Source organism: ANME-2 cluster archaeon (assembly GCA_019429385.1).
Classification (GTDB): domain Archaea; phylum Halobacteriota; class Methanosarcinia; order Methanosarcinales; family Methanocomedenaceae; genus Methanocomedens_B.
In genome coordinates this window covers 1-18,978 of record JAHYIS010000003.1, presented here as the reverse complement: position 1 = coordinate 18,978, position 18,978 = coordinate 1, and the positions used below count along the sequence as shown (strand labels likewise).

Below are 18,978 nucleotides of genomic sequence, written 5' to 3'. Positions count from 1 at the left end.
TCACAACAAAGGTTCTATCACTTGTTTCCAGATATGCCTGAGGTCACCGGGCCTGTCTGCACATGCCATCAGTGCTTCAAGTATGGGATTTGCTACCTCGGGCCGGTGAACCGTATCACAACCGGCACAACTCCACACTTCCCCTCCGGTCCGCCGTTCCACCATATGTCCACCCGTCCGCTCATCCAGGCACGGATAGAACGGGCAAAAACAAAATGTGCAATCCTGACCCTCGAAATGGCATGGATAATATTCACAATTTGTCCTGCTTGCAATCGTACCCTGGTGTATCGCTTCATCAATATTCTTCTCGGCAAGTTCCCTGCCCCACTGGGCTACTGATTCACCAAGGGCATCCACAAGACGCTGGTTCTCTTCATGGGTCCGGACTGCCACCCTGATGTAATCATGCCCCATCCGCCGGAACGAATTACAATCCCTTACCAGGATACCCTGATGCCGCATTCGCTCGGTGAGTTCTCCGGAATCCATTCCGAATTCCCGTATGTTGATCAATATAAAATTAGTGCTGCTGGGTACAGGATAAAATCCTCTGATGAGGGACAGTCGGCCGGTAAGCCAGAGACGCTCCTCTGTTATCAACTTCCTTGTTCGCTCAAGATATGACGGGTCCTTTGTATGGGTATCAAGCAACCATGAGCCTACCGTATCCTGAATAGTTCCCAGGTTCCAGGGAATCCGGATATTTTCCATCCTTACAGCCAAATCCCTGTGTGCGATTCCGTATCCGATCCTCATCCCGGGTATGGCAAATACCTTGGTCATCGACCGCATTACAATGACAAATGGATTCTCATTCACCAGCCATGCTATACTCTGTGCAGGGTCTGATAATTCAATAAATGCTTCATCAACCACAAGGAATGTCTCGTTATGCTGGCATTTCCGTGCCAGTTTTTCCAGGTCCGACCCGGCAATAAGAGTACCTGTGGGATTATTCGGGTTGCAGATGAACACTGCCTTTGACCTTGAAAGCAGTCCCTCGTCGATTTCCCCATTGCCCTGGTATACTTTCCTGTACTCAATATGTTCAGGAATCGCCCCCATGAGTTTGATACTCAGTTCGTATTCGTCAAAGGTAGGCTGGGGGAGCAGTACTGTGTCTCCCTGCTCCAGTACAGTCTCTGCAATAAGCCGGATAAGTTCTGAAGAACCGTTCATGGGAATGATGTTTTCAGGTTCAGCACCTGCAAAGGTGGCTGCAGAACTTTTAAATCCTTTGTATCGGTTATCAGGATAAAAATGAATATTTTCCAGTGCTATTCCAATAATCTCCCTGGTCGTATCCAACTCATAAGGACCCATGGGGTTGAGATTGGCACTGAAATCCAATAATCCATGTCCGCTAAGTTCACTATTTTCCGCTATCCTGCCCCCGTGTATACACGGATTGATATCAACAACAGACTTTCTTATGAAACGGTCGATATTACTCACACGTGTGCAATTGTGGGACTACACTCATAACTATTTCGCATTCAAGTTAGATATATAATCAATTTAATTTATACATACACATTATTTTTACTGAATTAGAAAGAGATTTATATGGCTAAATCAATATCTGCATATGGGAGTCATAATTCAGATATGACGGAGTTGAGTAATATGAAAATTCGAGTAGTAAGTTCTAAAGATGAAATTGAGTCCCTGGGGCAGGATGAAGAAATTATTCACCTGGCATTTCGACCTTCAAACAAAGATATATTTTCTCTTGTAAAAGCATGTCCAGGGGTAAGAGCGATCCATATACCAAATTCATATAAGAAAACGGTCTCGAAGTCAATCCGGATGTTCCTGGAAATGCAAAATGTAAAGCTTCTGGAAGGGGACGTGTGGGGACACCGCAAGGACATCAATGAATACTATGAAATTAAAAAGAGCGTCATTGACAGGATAAGCGAACTGAAGAATGGTGGAACCTCAGAAAAAGACATTCTTAAAAAGATGATGAAAGAGACGCGCCTGAGTCCTGACCTTCTGGAATTCATGCTGAAAACATAGATTTGGCAAAATATGACGGACTCGCCGCGATTCGAACACGGGTCCGCGGGTATCTACACAGGTTGCCTGTATTGGCAGCGCAGTTCCGAAGCCCGCTAGGATATCCTGGCTACCCCACGAGTCCGCAATGTACATTCATTTTTCATCCTGAAAGGATGTAATTCATCTTTACCGAAGGAATCCTATAAAAAGGTATTTACTGAATAAATCCAAGTTTTTATGTGCAATATGTACTTTTAATCATACATGCAACCAGGTGGTACAGTTCACGACCCATTACACGGACACGTACATATCAACCAGCTGGAAGCAATGCTTATCTCCACACGCGAGATGCAACGTTTGCGCCGCGTCCAGCAATTAGGACTGGCCGATATTGCATTTCCGGGAGCCAACCACACCCGGTATGAGCACAGCATTGGCACCATGCACGTGGCAAATATGATGGGACATGCCCTGGAGCTGGAGGAAATGGACATCCGGAAGGTCAGAATTGCAGCGCTGCTGCATGATGTGGGCCATTCTGCATTTTCCCATTCAGTGGAATCGGTACTTGCGCGGAATCCAGGCTTTATGCCCTTGATAGGGGGTGAGCGGTTTTCCAGCCATGAAATGTTTACCAGTTATATCATAAGGAATAATTTTCCCGGATATGATACTATAGCCAATGAGGTCACTTCTGTTTTCGGTGTAGATGCCAGCGAGTTCTTTTTAGAGATATCTGCAATGGCCACAGGAAATATCGAAGGATGCCAGAAACCGTATCTTGCGCAGATAATATCAGGAGACATCGATGCGGACCGCATAGACTTTCTCGTGCGCGATTCATACCATACAGGCGTATCCCTTGGTTTGATAGATGTGGAACAGATAGTGGATAGCCTTACCCTCAAGGATGGACGTGTGGTTCTTGGCGGCCACGATAGTTATAGTGAAGATATGGCACTGGCTGCAGCAGAATCAATACTTATTGCCCGCTCGCACCATTATTCTGCCATCATCCACAATCCTGTTACCCAGAGTGTACGTGCCATGCTGCTCAGGGCACTTGAAGATACCCTGGATACCATGGAAGACAGACATGAGGTGATGCTTGCCATAACTGAATTCTTTACCATTTTCAATGACGGGGACCTGCTGGATTTCATCAAACAGCATGGTCCTGCTTCTTCCGGCAACCTTCTCAGGCGCATCCGCGAAGGAAGGATATGCCGTACAGCACTGCGGTTCAACCACCAATCACTAAAACCTGGTATTCGCATGGCACTATCAACCATTGCACGATATGGAGCTGCCAAGAAGATGTTCGAACAGGAACTTACCAGGCGTCTCGAACAGCATTACAAAATACCGGTGCTCATAGACCTTTCAGTGGCAAGAGGGGTCCCGAAGAGCATCCGCATCATAAAAGGGAACGATGAACATTTCCTGTATGATGAATCTGCGCTTGCCAACGGCCTGGTGCGTTCTATTTCACGCCAGATATCACTGTGCATATTCTCAAATAAAGGTAAGGCAGAACTGGAAATGGATGTTTCAGAAATATTGAAAAAGATAGAAGAACTCTCCCCGGACCTGTTACGTTATATCAGGAACGAGAAATACCTGAACATTGAAGGTGTAATGCTGATATTCTATTGTCTTCACACCCTGTTCTCACAAAAAGATAGTCTGAAAGTGTTAATACCACGCATCAGGAACATCAGTTGCATGTACCAGCTGGTTGAAGGATTTACTAAAAATAAACGACTTGAGAACCTGCTGGATTACAAATTCCATGACAGGTATGGTTTTCCCTATTCAGACAGTTTGTTCGAGGATATCCAGAAACTGGTTGCAATGGGCCTGGTGGATGAGGATCTGCGCTATTATGACAAGAACGGGCATTGGGCCCAAAGGTATGAATATGTGCTGACAGCAGAAGGTGTGGAATACGGGGAGAATATTGCGAAGTATTATCACAGGGAGATGCAGCAGATCACCGAATACCTGACAAGGCACAAACATGGAATCCCGAGGGATATGGTGAGCATTCACAATATCAGGTATTACAGATGAATTAAAATCCGGGGTAATATAAAGGCATAACAAATAAATATTAATATGTAAATATTATTGCATATGCAATTCATTTAAATCAAATAAATACATGGTAGTGAAATTGTGGAATCATTTGGACTATTAATATCTAATATTACAGATGCCAGGTCTACACTGGCTGCTTTTAGTATTGTATGGGTTGTATTTTCACTCTATGTGCTAAGACTCCTGCAAACAAGAAAAAATCTCCGTGCACAGATGGAATTATTAAAAAAACATTGAAAAATAATATTATTGGTACAATACCATGAGAAAAAAGGATAAGATAATACTTTCAGTTATTGCCATCGTACTGGTTGCTATAGTAGGTATGTGGGGACTGGATTTTCAATCAGAATATCTTACTGTATCCCAGGTGAAACTAAACGCCTCAGAATACATCGGACAGGATGTTGAGGTCACTGGCAATGTCAAACAGGATACGCTGAAGATTGATACCGAAGAAACATATTTTGTCCTTACGGATGATATTTATGATATTGAGGTGTTTTACCGTGGTGAAAGACCTCAGGCGCTTGCTAATGGTGCACAGGTTTCTGTCAGGGGAACATTAGTATCAGCAGATAGAGTGGACGCAAATTTCCTGGTGATGGGCTGCCCATCGAAATACGGGACGAAATAATCGATGTGCAATTAAGGGACGAGGGGAACCATGAGAGTATACGACAGATCATACATTAAATTAAATGCCATTACCGAGAATGACAAGGTGCAGATAGTGCCTGAGGGTACGCTGTCACCTGTGGCAAAACCCATCATCAAACGTATCAATAAGATGTTCCTTGAGGAGAAACCCATATTGGTTGATGATGAAAAGATCATTTTCTCATCATGGGCACCTCCTGTTCCCAGCACCGCTTTCGATCGTTTGATATCGGCACAGGTATCGGCCGTACTCAAAAGACGTGTTCCAGACCAGTCATCTATCGGTATTACCATGCGATGTCCCAACAGGTGCATCCACTGCGGTGCAGCTGATATCATAGCAGACCCTGAACTCTCACTTGAAGAAGTGAACCGGGCAGTGGACGAATCCATCGACCTTGGCTCATACCTCATTTCTTTTGACGGCGGAGAACCCCTGCTCAGGAAAGATCTGCCCGATATGATACGGCATGTGGATAAGACAAAGGCAATTGCAACTACATTCACATCAGGTTTCGGCCTTACCCCTGAGAAAGCAAAGGAACTGAAAGGGGCAGGATTGTACGCTTTACGGGTAAGTATTGACAGTCCCCGCAAAGACGAACATGACCGCGTGCGTGGCCGGAGTGGCTCGTACGAGGATGCCATGAAAGGTATCACAAATGCCATTGATGCTGGTCTGCTTACCGATATGTTCGTAGTGGTATCACCGAATAATATTGACGACCTGGACGATTTCTATACCCTTGCCGAATCCAAAGGTATGCATGAAATGTCCTTATACGAGATCATCGCAGTAGGGCGGTGGCTGGACCATGAAGATGAGACCATCGGTCAAAATGATGTGGACAGACTGGGCAGGTTCCAGAAGGAGAAGAACAAGCTCACTGACGGTCCAAGGGTCACAGCATTCCCCTATTTCATGGGACCCGATATGTTCGGCTGTTTTGCGGGCCGCAGGTGGGTCCACATAACCTCGGCAGGAGATGTGCTGCCCTGTGCCTATACGCCGCTTACGTTTGGGAATATCAGGGAAGAGCCATTGCAGGATATATGGAGGCGTATGGGCAAAACAGCCGCATACAAAAAAAGCGCGTCATCATGCCTGATGCGGGATGTGTCTTTCCGGGAGAAATATATTCGTTCCATCCCAAAAGATGCCCCGATGCCTTTTAATATGTATGCAAGAGTATAGTTGTGTATGGGAAATACTATTCTCGTGATGAGAACGATTGTTCTTTTTTTTATTGTATTGCTCAATATTGTAGCATTGGGCTGCATCACTGATTCTAACGATGATATCAAATACACAGACGTTTCTGTAGCACAGGCAAAAGCAATGATCGATGGTGGTGAATACTTCTTACTGGATGTACGCACCCAGGAAGAATATGATGCAGGGCATATCGACAGTCCTGTCCTGATACCTTACGATGAACTGGAGAACAGGCTGGATGAAGTGCCTGCGGATATGCCTGTGCTGATATATTGCAGGACCGCACGGCGTAGTGCTATTGCAGCGCAGGTTCTTGTGGACAACGGTTATACTGAAGTCTACAACATGGCAGGCGGTATCGTAGCGTGGGAGAATGCAGGATATCCTGTTGAGAGCTGATGGCAGGTTATTGTTCTCCTTAGCTATTGAGCGATTATCTCTTTAAATGCATCAACAACTACGTTCAATTCTTCCCTGGGTACGCCGAATGTGCTGAGTTTGAAGAATCTGGTCAGTCCGGCTTTGATACCGTGAATGTTCCGGGCTTTCAATTCTTTATACAGGAAATAACGGCCGTCTTTGGCAGTTTGGGATTTTTCGTACAGGACAGGCGCCTCAAAGAACATAAGGTCGTGGTTGTGGGGTCTGTCTCCCAGCTGGACCAGTCCCATGGATTCAAGTTGTGCTGAGAACCAGCGGGCGTTCTCTACTTCACGGTCCCAGTAACCTATTCTTTCTACGACTTTAGGGAACGATGCCAGCATGGTCATGATAGTGGCCCCCCTGGCAGTACAGCCCAGCAACTCTATTTCCTTGACCTTATGTGAGGGTGATTTTTCAAACAGTTTTCCACTATATTCCTTTACCACTCCAAGCACCCCGATGGGGCCTGACGATGCCATGGACTTGTGCCCGCTGCCCACGATGAAATCAGCACCAAGGTCCTTTGCATTCACGGGCATCCTGCCCACAGAATACGCACCGTTCAAGATCAGGGGCACATCATGTTCGTGACATACGGCAGCTATTTTCTTTGCATCCGGAAGATTGCCATAATTGCCGTCAGGATAGGTGACCAGTGCCAGTGCCGGCGGTTTACCGGTCTCTGTGATAACCTCCCGGATGGCATCGGCATATCCTTCAGGAGTGATGCGGTAATCCGGTGACCCTGAATTTGGCACTACCTTAATGTTAAGCCTGGCACGCTGGGCAGCTACATATGAGGTATAATGTGCGCTCTGGTCCAGAACGAGCCAATCCCCATCACTTGCCATGGAATGCATGATAGCGAACTTGGACTCCCTGGCACCGTTGGTCACCCTGGCCTCATCGATACCCAAAAACTCGGGTAGGGCCTTGTGTACAAAGTCATAAATCGGAGGGGTCTTGATCTTGTCCAGTACCCCTGGACAAAAATCGCAAACCGAATAGCCATCCCCCCATTCCACCAGGGCCGCCCTGGCCTCATCGGTCAGTATCCCCCCGCGCTGCAGGGGATCGATGTTGATAGTGCCCCGGGTGGAGCGTTCGATGCATTGGAATTTTTGTAAATATTGTTCAAGAGCCACAGTGATTACATCCCGGGTGGCATAATAGATATCCAGCTTTATATGAATGTCTATTTTCTATGAGCGCTGATCTGTTCGAAAAAGAAGTCCGGCGTTCGCAAAATCTGCCAATTGTTTCCCTGTTGTTGCGACCAGGACTGAGTACTGAAATTAGGGATAGAATAAAAATACGACGGTTGCAATGTATGAGGAATGTGGATGAAGGGATAGAATCGAAATGCCCAACAGACCTAACATGAATAGATTTACTCCAAAACCCCGGAAAAGTTATATACCATCATTGTGTATTATTAATCGTGAGAAATTGGCTTGGCAGTAGTCAATATTATTCTGGATGTTGAACAGGTCGGTAGTGAGAATTCAGGGACGTATCTGGATGGCCTGTTCATTTTCATTTATCAACTTTTCAGATGAAAGACAAAAATTGCGACTAATGTCTTATTCATCAATGTTAGTTTGTGCAGTTTGTGTTTTCTGATTGTACATAAAGTATAACTTTTTATACTCAAGTTAATCCGACCGCAGGGAGGATTTACTTGTCTATGAACCAATACTACCCGTCCTGCTTTTCGGACGGCCGTCCCTGTCAAACCATACTGTGCCCAGCTTTCTGGCCACATGCACCAGCCCCAGCATCACCGGCACCTCAATGAGTGGACCAACCACAGCCGCAAACGCCTCACCAGAGCCGATGCCGAACACCGCTACCGCCACAGCAATGGCCAGTTCGAAGTTGTTACTGGCAGCAGTGAATGCAAGCGTCGTGCTCTCTTCATACGTGAACCCGAGCCTGTACGACATGATGAACGATATCCCGAACATCAGGATAAAATACACAAGAAGCGGAACCGCTATCCTGAACACGTGCCATGGCAAAGTTACAATAACCTCACCCTTCAGCGAGAACATCACAATAATAGTGAACAGTAACCCTACCAGTGCAGTAGGACCCAGTTTTCGCATGAACTCACCATCATACCATTCTTTGCCCCGCCTTTTGACCAGTATGAAACGGGTCAGCATGCCACCAATGAAGGGAATTCCCAGGTAGATAAAGACCGCTTTTGCAACCTCATAGATAGAGATGTCCACCACCGCACCTGCCGACGCCCCGCCGATCCATGTGGATAGCACGGTTACGAACACATACGCCAGCACTGAATATAACGCGACCTGGAAGAGCGAGTTCAATGCTACCAGCACGGCGGCCAGGTCGTTATCCCCGCTGGCAAGCTGGTTCCACACCAGCACCATGGCAATGCACCGGGCAAGGCCGATGATGATAAGCCCTATACGGTAATGAGGCAGGTCTGGCAGGAATATCCAGGCCAGTGAGAACATGAGTACCGGGCCGATCACCCAGTTCTGTATGATAGATACTCCCAGCGCTTTTTTTTGCTCCCTCATTTTATGGAGTTCTTCATATTTCACTCCTGCAAGGGGCGGGTACATCATCCAGATAAGGCCGATAGCGAGTGGCAATGAGACCTGTTCTATACGGTAGGTATCCAGTATGTCGGCTATGTCGGGATATATTGTTCCCAGCATTATCCCGCCACCCATTGCCAGTAATATCCAGAGTGTCAAATATCTGCTAACGAATGATAATTTGTCGGCCATGGTGAATATTCCCTATTATTGATTGGCAGTTTCAATAATAATTGAAATACTCAGGTATATACTTTTCTAAACCCGATAGGACATACTACAATGCGTAATTTTAAGAGAATAGTATTATATGCTATAACAAATATAAACTTATCATAATGAGTATCATACATCGTCGAGAATTATTATGCTTAAAAAAATCATTGCATTCCTGATACTTTTTTCAATTATCCATCCTGTATCAGCTCTGGACCCTTTCATAACAATTAATGTTCCTGTGGAGGAAGAACCAACGAAAGGTTTGTATTTAAATCCGGAACATCTCAGCACCACCTTCCAGCAGGGCGAAAATATCTCGATTTTCAATGACGACAGAAACAGACGATATTTCACTGTGGTATGTGACAGGAACATTTTTGATAACGGGACCAGTAATACACAATATCTCAGATATAGAAATCGTGCGTATATGCAACTCAATGAACCAGGGATTTACAACTTCTATTTGCTTGATAAACCCACAGTCAAATTGCAGATAACAGTGATTGGTGATGGAACAAGTACAGAAGTTCAGGAAACACAGGATGGAAAAACAGATATATCAGGAAAAGATGAATTCTTCCCCGGTATGGGTGAATTACCAGCACCGGGAATATTGGCTACATACATGCTGCTCGTCCTTGCCTTCCTGACTATTAGGTACAAAAAATAAATCAGCGCTAAGAAACAATTATGTAGATAGCCATCTATCTACACCTCCTTAAATACCAATACGCTGATGACCATGTTCCTACAATTCAAATCACAGGTTTCACAAGCCCTTACATCCGCTCTTGAATCAAACGGTCTCGAAGTGACAGACCTTAGCTTTGAAGAATCGATCCATGCCGACATTGCCTCATCGGTAGCATTCAGGCTGGCCCCGGTATGCAGGAAAAGCCCGAAGGACATAGCAGAAATGCTGGCATCCTCTATGGAACTTCCAGAAAACGGGCTCATTGACAGGGTGGAGACTGCAGGCCCGTACCTTAATTTCTTTGCCAGCCCCGCGTTCCTGGACCGCACCGTGTCTGCAATACGCATACAGGGGCTGGACTACGGCAGACTGACCGGGCGCGGCAAGGTTATTCTGGAACACACGTCTGCCAACCCTAACGGTCCCCTGCATGTGGGACATATCCGCAATTCCATTATCGGGGATACCCTTGCCCGCATTCTTGCAAAAGCAGGATATGAGGTGGAGACGCAGTATTATATCAATGACATGGGCAGGCAGATAGCTATTGTTTCGTGGGCCCTGGAACATTTTGATTTTGACACTTCAAAGAAATCAGACCATGCCATTGCTGACATCTATATCAAGGCGAACAGGGTATTGAACGATGAACCTGAGAAAGTAGCCGAAATAGATGAACTGATGCAGCGTATCGAGCAGGGTGACCCTGATGTGGCAGAGCGGTTCAAACATGCCGTAGACCTTGCCATGAAGGGCATTAAACATACCCTGGAGCGCATGAACGTCCACCATGATTCCTTTGCCTGGGAGTCAACCTATGTCCGCAATAATGATGTGAGTGCCACAATTGACCGTATTAAGGATACAGGCAGGGCTGTTGTTGATAACGGTGCCCTGATGGTCGACCTCACCGATTATGGCTTTGAGAAGAAACTGGTCATCCAGCGCAGCGACGGCACATCCCTTTACACTACAAGGGACCTGGCATACCATCTGTGGAAAGCCGGACACTGTGACAGGATGATAGATGTGCTGGGGGCAGACCACAAACTGATATCAGGTCAGTTGAAAGCCGTGTTGAGGGCATTGGGCGAGAAAGAACCTGAGATTGTGATATTTGAGTTCGTCTCCCTGCCCGAAGGTAGCATGAGTACCAGGCGGGGCAAGTTTATCAGTACCGACGAACTGCTTGACCAGATAGATGTACAGGCATTGATAGAAGTGGAGAAGCGGCGACCGGATACGGGAGATGATTTCAAGCGGAATGTGGCTCAATTCGTGGGGATAGGCGCTGTCAGGTACGATGTAGTCAAGGTATCACCTGAAAAATCCACGGTCTTTGACTGGCGGGAAGCGCTGGATTTTGAAAAACAGGGCGCTCCGTTCATCCAGTATAGTCATGCCAGGGCGTGCAGTATCATGGCCAATGCAGAAGAAGCAGGAATAGACCCGGCTGCCCTTGAACATGACATATCAGTGCTGGTGGAAGACCAGGAAATCGAACTGATAAAATACCTGTCCAGGTACTCTGCTGTCATTGATTCGGCAGCTACGGACCTGAAACCACACCATCTAGCTACCTATGCCCGGGAACTGGCCGACTCCTTCAACCAGTTCTACAGGTACGTTCCTGTGCTGACCGCCGAAGCGCCACTCAGGGACTCGAGACTGGTGCTGGTAGACTGTGCAAGGATTGTACTTGCTATTGTACTGGACACGCTGGGCATATATGCACCAAAGAGCATGTAATGCAATACCGAAAAGGTAATTATTGTCCTGCTCCTAAAATACGTTGTCAGATTCTGAGGTTTATATAAAATGCAATACCACGCCGAAGTTACCATTGGACTTAAAAGCGGAATGTTAGACCCTGAAGCATCCACAATAAAAAGGGCACTCGAACATCTTAGTTTTACCACCAATTCCCTGCAGATGCAAAAACGGTTCATTATTGACCTTGATGCACCGTCCATAGATGAGGCCCGAGCCAGGGTGAATGATATGTGCATGCGCCTGCTGGCAAATCCTGTTATCCATAATTACGATATCGTTATCGAGGAATAAGGATGAAAATTGCAGTCCTTCAGTTCGGCGGCAGTAACTGCGACCATGACGTGCACTACGTCCTCTCAGAAGTACTCGGTGTGGATACCGACCTGGTATGGTATAAGGATGAACTGGAAGGATATGATGGTGTAGTAATACCAGGCGGATTCTCCTATGGCGATTACCTGCGTGCGGGTGCCATAGCTGCCAGGGCGCCTGTTATGAATACCGTCAGGAAGATGGCGGATAAGGGACTGCCCGTACTGGGCATCTGCAACGGGTTCCAGATACTGGTGGAATCGGGACTGCTGCCCGGTGCGCTTATGACCAACCGCTACCCGAAGTTCAGGTGTGAGTGGGTCAATCTGAGAGTGGAGAATAATACATCCCCGTTCACCAATTCCTTCAAAAGGGGCGAGGTCATCAGGATACCCATTGCACACATGGAAGGGAATTATTTTGCAGACGAGCACACATTATCAGAACTCGATTCAAGCAAAAAAGTGGCATTCAGGTACGTGGACGGAACAGGTAATGCTACTGATGAAGCAAACCCTAACGGCTCCATTGAAAACATTGCAGGGATCATTAATGAGCAAGGTAATGTCCTCGGAATGATGCCACATCCTGAGCGGGCTTCAGAGCTGATCCTGGGTTCGGAAGATGGAAAAAAGATATTCGATTCAATGGTTGCTTACATTTCCTCGATCTGAACTTTTAAATGAAGGAGTATTTCGGTCGTCATCCTCACATTCAACCGCAGCCACCACTACCGGGCAGGGAGATAATTTTATGAGATTCTCGGCAACACTATCGCGCAGGAACTTGTATATTTTCTTATACTTGCAATGCCCCATTATAATAAGGTCATAGTCCTCTGCAAACCTTGAGATCACTATGGCAACGTCTTCCAGGGTCTCGGCAGATACTACTGAATACGTTGCGGCAATTTCACGTCCCTTGCATCTACGGATCGTTTCTTCCATTAATTGATGGTTCATCCTGCTCTTTTCTGCCATGTCAATAAAATCAACGGTAATTAGATGAATGGATGCATTAAGCTGGCCAGCCAGCTCACAGGCGAAATCTATTGCCCTATCCGACCCTCGGGTGGATTTAACTGGTACAAGAATCCGTTTTATCATTATGATACTCATTATTGTTTCATTACTTAAAATTTTTGATGTTGCACAATACCATAAAATCCTCCTTTACATTCGGATTTTCTTCAGTGAAATAATTAACCTCAAAAGGTCGGCCTTTAACCGTGAACCATACGCGTGGTAAAAAAAGTTATCTTTATAAACATATAACACGCTGATATAAAACAGGATGTTCAGCAAGATCAAACGGTACATGAAAATTACACGGGTTTTTTACAAATACCGACTATTCAGTATCTTATCTAAAGAATCCAGGCAAAGAGCGGAACCGGTAGACCTGTGTACCTGTCCGATAGATTTTGAGCGCAGGTCCAATTCAGTAAAACTCCGTATGGCTTTAGAAGAGCTTGGGCCCAGTTTTATCAAACTTGGTCAGGCCATGAGTAAACGGCCTGATATTGTTCCTGTTGAATATGGCGCAGAACTGGAAAAACTTCAGGAAAGAGTACAACCGTACGATTTTGAAAGGATGCAGGAAGCATTTAGCGTTATATGTGGTACTACATCAAATGACACCGGAGTACATAGCGATTTTACTGCACTCTTTGATGATTTTAACACAGAACCGATTGCCAGTGCCTCCATTGCCCAGGTATACGAAGCCGTACTGAACGGGGAGGATGTAGCGGTCAAGATTGCAAGGCCGGGTATGATGGATGTGATCAATCTTGACCTGGATATATTATATGATCTGAAATTCATTTTCCTGAAATTGCTAAAGATCAATGATAAGATTGACGTTGACGGTTTTCTTGAAGAATTCAAGACCATGTTGAACCGTGAACTGGATTACCGCAATGAAGCTTTCAATATGGAACGCTTCAGGGAGAATTTCAAAGATTTCAACCAGGTACATATTCCCAAGGTCTACTGGGAGTTGACCAATGACAATATTATTGTAATGGAACATATTTACGGTGTAACGCTAAGGGAATACAGGACATTCAATTCTGCTGAGAAAAAAAGGGTCGCAAAGCTCATTTCAACCAGTTTCCTCAAAATGGTTTATATAGACGGATTCTTCCACGCAGACCCGCATCCAGGCAACATATTCGTTATGAAGAACGGTAATATTGCATATCTTGACTTCGGCGCTATCGGAAAGCTTGATTCTGGTATCATGAAAGATATGTACTCTGTGTTCTATGCTGTCTACATAAAAGATGTTGACATGGTTGCGAACTCAATGTTAAAAATGGCCCACAAACCTGTTGATGAGATCGACATTCATGCTTTCAAATGGGATATTGACGAACTTATATCCAGGCAGCATTATGGAAGGGGTGAACGGCACAGTGATGATTTTGTCAAGCTTGCATTGAAATATGACCTGTCATTGCCTCGCACATTTTCGCTGCTTGAGAGGGCTCTTGTCCTGGTTGAGAGTACCTGTCTTGACCTTGACCCGGATTTTAATCTTATGGATGAAGTGAAAGCCCTGTCCAGGGAAATTGCCAGGAAAAAGTATTCGCCCACAAAAATGGTTGAAGACTTCCAGATGGAATGGGACAATATCTATGAAGCTTTTAAAAGCATACCTGCTGGTATCAATGATATATTTGAAACTTTGAGGATCATAAAAACGCTAAACATCACCAAACAGGAAACTGCTGCTAAAAAAAGACGTTTCATCAACAATATTTTGCAGCGTCTTTACATTATTGTTTTGCTGGCATCATCAGCCGCGTTACTGGTATTTGCACGAGGAGAAATTGTACTTCAGATTGCAGGTATTGGCGGGTTTGTTATAAGCATCTTTCTGGGTACAATGGTACTATTTAAGAAATAGGCTTGTTGAACCGCTCTGCAAAAGCAATCTCCGAAATATCGCGACGCACCCCTGGATTGCTGCCACCCGGAGCGGGATAACCAACTGCAATAACTGCCATCAGTTCCATTGAGCCCGGTGCTTCAAGAATGCGGCACACTTCAGCTTTTCGGTTCAATATCTCGCCCAGCCAAACGGCACCCAGTCCGGTACCGTGGGTTGCAAGTAACATGTTCTGTATGGCTGCACCGCAGGCTAAGGTATCCTTGGTGTGGTCATACATCACATCTTCATCAAGGAATACTGCGATCAAAAGGGATGTCCCCAGAATAATCGCGCCGTACCGGGTACATTCTGCCAGTGCGGCTATAAGTCGTCTGTCTCTGACCACTACAAAACGCCAGGGCTGGTTGTTCAGGCCGGACGGCGCCCACCGGCCAGCTTCAAGGATCTCTGCGATAAGATCATCTTCAACAGGCCGGTCTAAAAACTGCCTGACACTCCTGCGGGATTTGATCACATCAATTATCGGCTCCATTGTTATCTCCCGGTTAATGCCGATGCATGGATATGAACATGGCCAAACATACGCCCATTATGGCTGTAAGAATCCCAAAACCGGGTTCTTCCGGGGTTGCTGTGGGAACTGGTGTGGGTTTGGGTGTATAGGTCTCACCAGGACGAGGGGTTTGACCTGCAGGTGGTGGATTTCCTGAAGTGAATATCGGGGAGTTGGATAATTCTTCGCTGCGGTATAACTGGAGGTCAAAGAATTTGGCTGTTGCTTTGGGCAATTCATAAAACCCATTCGTTTCTGCCTTGATAACATAGCTCAAACTGACACTGTCCTCTTCACCGATTACTTTTTTCGTGTACATTTCACCGCTTACTAAAATTACATTCTCAGGTAATGGCGATTGGTCAAAGATCTCTACACTGGCCTTAACGTCACCAACATTTGTTGCAGTGACGGTAACTGTCAGGTTCGTATTAGGATTAGCCTTGGTAGGACTAACGGTTTTCTCAAGAAGTATTTTTGAGCCGTGTACAATGATCTTAGGTGATTCGGATGTCTGGTTATACTCGATCCCATTCACCATCCAGCTGGCTTTTGCTTCAGGAAGGGTATATCCATTCTTGTTTGGTTTTACGGGTTTGATAGTATATTTGTAGTCTTTGAACTCACCTGCTCCAAGGTCAAAATTCCACACAAGGGAAGAACTGCCGATCAACTCAAAGTAATCTCCAAGGGTATCTTCCAGTTCGATACTTTTCACTGCATAAGCGCCATTGTTACTGATTATTAGTTGCACAAATGCCGTATCGGTCATGAAGATATCTTCCCTTGTGTTCTTTATGATAGTGATCATATTTTCGACTGTAAGGTCACCGCTACCATTAAATTCATGACTTTCATCTTTTTCATCTATGCCGGTAACATTGGCTGTTATCTCGTAGTCAGTATCCTTCATATCAGAAGGAACTTTCAGGATGAAGGTTTCGGTTACCGAAGCAGCGTGGTGGATATCCTTGTACGTGAAATCGGTCTTTTTATTTGGGCTTGTGGGGTCAAATTCCAATTTCCCGAAATCCACGTACATTTTTACATCCTCCAGAGGAGCAGTGCCACTGTTCTTTGCCGTAAGTGTAACAGATATCTTTTTGTCGGTAACTTTGTAGGTATCCTTGTCTGTCCCAATAGAGATGGCCACATCAGGAAGTCCGCGCAGTTCTACGCTCACTTCTGCCCAGGGTTTATAGGTATCGTCCTGCCAGTTAATATCACTGGCTGACATAATACTTTTGACCGTTACTCTTACTTCACCTTCATACATGAACGAATCCCATATCAGCATACTGTCGCTGGCAACCAGTTCGCCGTCCTTGTACAGATTTATTCCGACATAGGGCGTATTTATCTGGCCTTTTCTATCGGTTCTTGGAAAGTCATAGGCTTCAACCTTATAGACACCATTTTCAAGGGTATCTCCCCAGTATAACTTGCCGGATTTTCCACTGGCCCAATGCTCGAGATCCGCATCTTCCCATGCCTGTGCAGTTGAGCAAAAAATTGAAATCACAAGGGCAATTATGAGCAAATATTTTAATTGAAATCCATTTTTTAAGGTAATAATAACACCTCGTTTACTATCAATGTGGGCACTACTATTACATATCCTTTGTTGTTGTTGGTAAAAAAAAGAAGGTATTGTTAATTATTACTGCCCTGTTGCCTTTGCCAGCTCCAGTGAAGAACTTTCAAGGTGGGAGTTGCTTCTTACTAAAAAAACCAGGTTTTCTTTATTCCAGATAATCTGGTATTTGGGTATTTGACTGCCCCCGGAATTCCTGTACTGGACGATTCTGGTGGCCTCATGTCCGTTAAATGAAATGGAAGTAAATCTTTCTATAGTCTCAAGAGGTATATACTGTGATTTGTAACGTGAAATGAAGTCCAGTGCTGCTTGCTTTGAATCTAACTCTATTATATCCAGAAAAACATCAGTATTCTCTGTATCCCTGTAGGCTCCTTCTCTTGCATCGATAATATTTTCTGAATATTGAGCATAATCATCTGATATCGGGAGTGTCCCCAGAATCTCATAACCATCTGGTAATGGGTCCACTATGACCATGAGGCTGAGATTTCCTGGAATTATCGATGTGTTATCAGAACTTGAAGTATCTTCCGGAATATCTGCCAGATCTTCATTGCCGGTATTGTCTGTACAACCTGATAATACAATGATTGAAATTAAAAAACCAATGATTAGAATATTCTTGTGAAAAAACATAATCTATTCCCCTACGACGAATAATACTGTAATCAATTTGACCTAAAAAAGAAAGAAGAAGGGATAAAAAAATCCCTTCATTCAAATATATTTGTTCTCTTTAATCACGCTGTCTGAGTACCAGATAGGCTACTGCGAGCAGACCTGCTACTGCGAACACTGCCTCAAATCCAGGCTCCTTTGTGGGAGTTGGGGTGGGCACGACTTCAGTTGCGGTTGCTGTTGCTGTTGCTGTAGCGGTACCGGGTTCAGTACCTGTTCCAGGTTCTGTACCTACTTGGGTCACGGTTGGAGTTGGTGTGGCTGTCCTGGTTGCTGTGTGTGTACCATCGCCTTCGATGATAATGATTTTACCAAGACCTGCCATGGATTTACCGTCAGTGACTCTGATAGCGAACCTGTCATCCATGATTTCAACGACACCATCTTCTGCCAGTGATATATCATCGGCGTTATCGACGGTTATCGTGTATTGGCTCATATTCTTAACATCAAAGTCTTTAACAACATCATTTGTTGAACTCTTGATCTCAAGGACATCAAGTGAAATCAAATCGATATCATTGATCTTCACCAGATTGGTATTCATACCTGCGAACACGGTCTCAACAGTAAAGTTCATGACTTCTGAATCATCGTTTGCACCAAGGTCATCTTCATAAACAAAGTACCCTGTGCCGGCTGCATCATCAGAACCAAATTCCTTGACAACCTTGTTGGAAACTTCTTCGCCGTCTTTAGACAGAGACATCCATGCTTTCTTACCATCCACATCTATTTCAAGAGCGGTGATAGACCAGCCTTCAGCAAGAGTAAGGGTTTCGCCAACTCTCAGGAGATGGTCATCTGAATCATCTTCATCCACGATAAGGTCGCTGATGATCCACTTGCTTGAAGAGTTCTCGACGACATAATATTTCTCGCCAAGCCAGGCAACAAATGTATTGCCATCTTCATCATCCCAGGCACTGGTGGTATAAGTCAGGTGACCTTCCTTAATCGTCAATTCTTCATCTATATAGGTATAGAATGATAGTGTCTCATAACCTGCTTGATCGTCCAGGTCATAGTATAAAATACTTGGACTCGTTCGTGATTCTGCGGATACATTGAAATATTCCGAGTCTATTGGGGTTTGATTTACAACACCCATAAACTCATAAGGTGCCTGTACTGTTCTTGCAGCTGATGCAGAAGGCACCAAAGCTGTAAACATGGTCAGCACCATGAGCGCAGATATTAATACTGCTGATATTTTCTTATTCATTTCTTTTCCTCCATTTTTGGATATATCCACCCGCTCGGATG

19 protein-coding genes and 1 tRNA gene are annotated in these 18,978 nt (G+C 45.1%); 11 read left to right on the top strand and 9 right to left on the bottom strand.

The window, feature by feature from the left end; all coding sequences use genetic code 11:
- Positions 1-1,458 (bottom strand): aminotransferase class I/II-fold pyridoxal phosphate-dependent enzyme, encoded by a 1,458-nt coding sequence (locus K0A89_01810; GenBank protein MBW6517226.1) that lies wholly within the window; start codon positions 1,456-1,458, stop codon positions 1-3.
- Positions 1,459-1,629: 171 nt separating this feature from the next.
- Here K0A89_01810 and K0A89_01805 point away from each other — a divergent pair, with 171 nt between their 5' ends.
- Positions 1,630-2,025: a DUF1699 family protein gene (locus K0A89_01805; protein ID MBW6517225.1), complete on the top strand. Its 396-nt coding sequence runs from the start codon at positions 1,630-1,632 to the stop codon at positions 2,023-2,025.
- 16 nt (positions 2,026-2,041) lie between these two features.
- On the opposite strand, the gene K0A89_01800 is transcribed toward K0A89_01805, so the two are convergent.
- Positions 2,042-2,149, bottom strand: a tRNA-Arg gene (locus tag K0A89_01800).
- A gap of 122 nt (positions 2,150-2,271) precedes the next feature.
- On the opposite strand from K0A89_01800, the gene K0A89_01795 reads away from it, so the two are divergent.
- The 5 genes from K0A89_01795 to K0A89_01775 all read left to right on the top strand — a co-directional run bounded on the left by K0A89_01795 (position 2,272) and on the right by K0A89_01775 (position 6,385).
- Positions 2,272-4,083: an HD domain-containing protein gene (locus K0A89_01795; GenBank protein ID MBW6517224.1), complete on the top strand. Its 1,812-nt coding sequence runs from the start codon at positions 2,272-2,274 to the stop codon at positions 4,081-4,083.
- Positions 4,084-4,188: 105 nt separating this feature from the next.
- Positions 4,189-4,347 (top strand): CcmD family protein, encoded by a 159-nt coding sequence (locus tag K0A89_01790; GenBank protein ID MBW6517223.1) that lies wholly within the window; start codon positions 4,189-4,191, stop codon positions 4,345-4,347.
- Between the two features lie 25 nt (positions 4,348-4,372).
- Positions 4,373-4,747: a cytochrome c maturation protein CcmE gene (locus K0A89_01785; protein ID MBW6517222.1), complete on the top strand. Its 375-nt coding sequence runs from the start codon at positions 4,373-4,375 to the stop codon at positions 4,745-4,747.
- Between the two features lie 30 nt (positions 4,748-4,777).
- Positions 4,778-5,965: a radical SAM protein gene (locus K0A89_01780; protein ID MBW6517221.1), complete on the top strand. Its 1,188-nt coding sequence runs from the start codon at positions 4,778-4,780 to the stop codon at positions 5,963-5,965.
- A 6-nt stretch (positions 5,966-5,971) separates the two neighbouring features.
- Positions 5,972-6,385 carry a rhodanese-like domain-containing protein gene (locus tag K0A89_01775; GenBank protein MBW6517220.1) on the top strand — a complete coding sequence of 138 codons (414 nt, stop codon included), beginning with the start codon at positions 5,972-5,974 and terminating at the stop codon, positions 6,383-6,385.
- Between the two features lie 23 nt (positions 6,386-6,408).
- On the opposite strand, the gene pscS is transcribed toward K0A89_01775, so the two are convergent.
- Positions 6,409-7,554, bottom strand: a complete 1,146-nt coding sequence (gene pscS / locus K0A89_01770; GenBank protein MBW6517219.1) for an O-phospho-L-seryl-tRNA:Cys-tRNA synthase — start codon at positions 7,552-7,554, stop codon at positions 6,409-6,411.
- Positions 7,555-8,094: 540 nt separating this feature from the next.
- Positions 8,095-9,174: an ACR3 family arsenite efflux transporter gene (gene arsB / locus K0A89_01765; protein ID MBW6517218.1), complete on the bottom strand. Its 1,080-nt coding sequence runs from the start codon at positions 9,172-9,174 to the stop codon at positions 8,095-8,097.
- A 175-nt stretch (positions 9,175-9,349) separates the two neighbouring features.
- Between arsB and K0A89_01760 the strand changes: the two genes are divergently transcribed.
- The 4 genes from K0A89_01760 (at position 9,350) to purQ (ending at position 12,657) form a co-directional block, all read left to right on the top strand.
- Entirely contained in the window at positions 9,350-9,874 is a 525-nt protein-coding gene (locus K0A89_01760) for a hypothetical protein (GenBank protein ID MBW6517217.1), read from the top strand.
- A gap of 72 nt (positions 9,875-9,946) precedes the next feature.
- Positions 9,947-11,647, top strand: coding sequence for an arginine--tRNA ligase (gene argS, locus K0A89_01755; protein MBW6517216.1), 1,701 nt, complete (start codon positions 9,947-9,949; stop codon positions 11,645-11,647).
- Positions 11,648-11,716: 69 nt separating this feature from the next.
- Positions 11,717-11,962 (top strand): phosphoribosylformylglycinamidine synthase subunit PurS, encoded by a 246-nt coding sequence (gene purS / locus K0A89_01750; protein ID MBW6517215.1) that lies wholly within the window; start codon positions 11,717-11,719, stop codon positions 11,960-11,962.
- A 2-nt stretch (positions 11,963-11,964) separates the two neighbouring features.
- Positions 11,965-12,657 carry a phosphoribosylformylglycinamidine synthase I gene (purQ, locus tag K0A89_01745; GenBank protein MBW6517214.1) on the top strand — a complete coding sequence of 231 codons (693 nt, stop codon included), beginning with the start codon at positions 11,965-11,967 and terminating at the stop codon, positions 12,655-12,657.
- Here the strand turns inward: purQ and K0A89_01740 are convergent.
- Positions 12,628-13,089 (bottom strand): universal stress protein, encoded by a 462-nt coding sequence (locus K0A89_01740; protein MBW6517213.1) that lies wholly within the window; start codon positions 13,087-13,089, stop codon positions 12,628-12,630. The two genes, purQ and K0A89_01740, sit on opposite strands and share 30 nt — an antisense overlap.
- 187 nt (positions 13,090-13,276) lie before the next feature.
- On the opposite strand from K0A89_01740, the gene K0A89_01735 reads away from it, so the two are divergent.
- Entirely contained in the window at positions 13,277-14,896 is a 1,620-nt protein-coding gene (locus K0A89_01735; GenBank protein MBW6517212.1) for an AarF/ABC1/UbiB kinase family protein, read from the top strand.
- On the opposite strand, the gene K0A89_01730 is transcribed toward K0A89_01735, so the two are convergent.
- From K0A89_01730 to K0A89_01715, 4 genes are all read right to left on the bottom strand, one after another.
- The gene (locus tag K0A89_01730; protein MBW6517211.1) at positions 14,886-15,413 is read right to left on the bottom strand and encodes a nitroreductase family protein; all 528 of its coding nucleotides are present in this window, start codon (positions 15,411-15,413) and stop codon (positions 14,886-14,888) included. The genes K0A89_01735 and K0A89_01730 overlap by 11 nt on opposite strands.
- 13 nt (positions 15,414-15,426) lie before the next feature.
- On the bottom strand, positions 15,427-16,974 hold the full coding sequence (locus K0A89_01725) for a hypothetical protein (protein MBW6517210.1): 1,548 nt from the start codon (positions 16,972-16,974) through the stop codon (positions 15,427-15,429).
- Between the two features lie 120 nt (positions 16,975-17,094).
- The gene (locus tag K0A89_01720) at positions 17,095-17,670 is read right to left on the bottom strand and encodes a hypothetical protein (GenBank protein ID MBW6517209.1); all 576 of its coding nucleotides are present in this window, start codon (positions 17,668-17,670) and stop codon (positions 17,095-17,097) included.
- A gap of 100 nt (positions 17,671-17,770) precedes the next feature.
- A partial coding sequence (locus tag K0A89_01715) for a PGF-CTERM sorting domain-containing protein (GenBank protein MBW6517208.1) occupies positions 17,771-18,978 on the bottom strand: 1,208 nt, incomplete at its 5' end.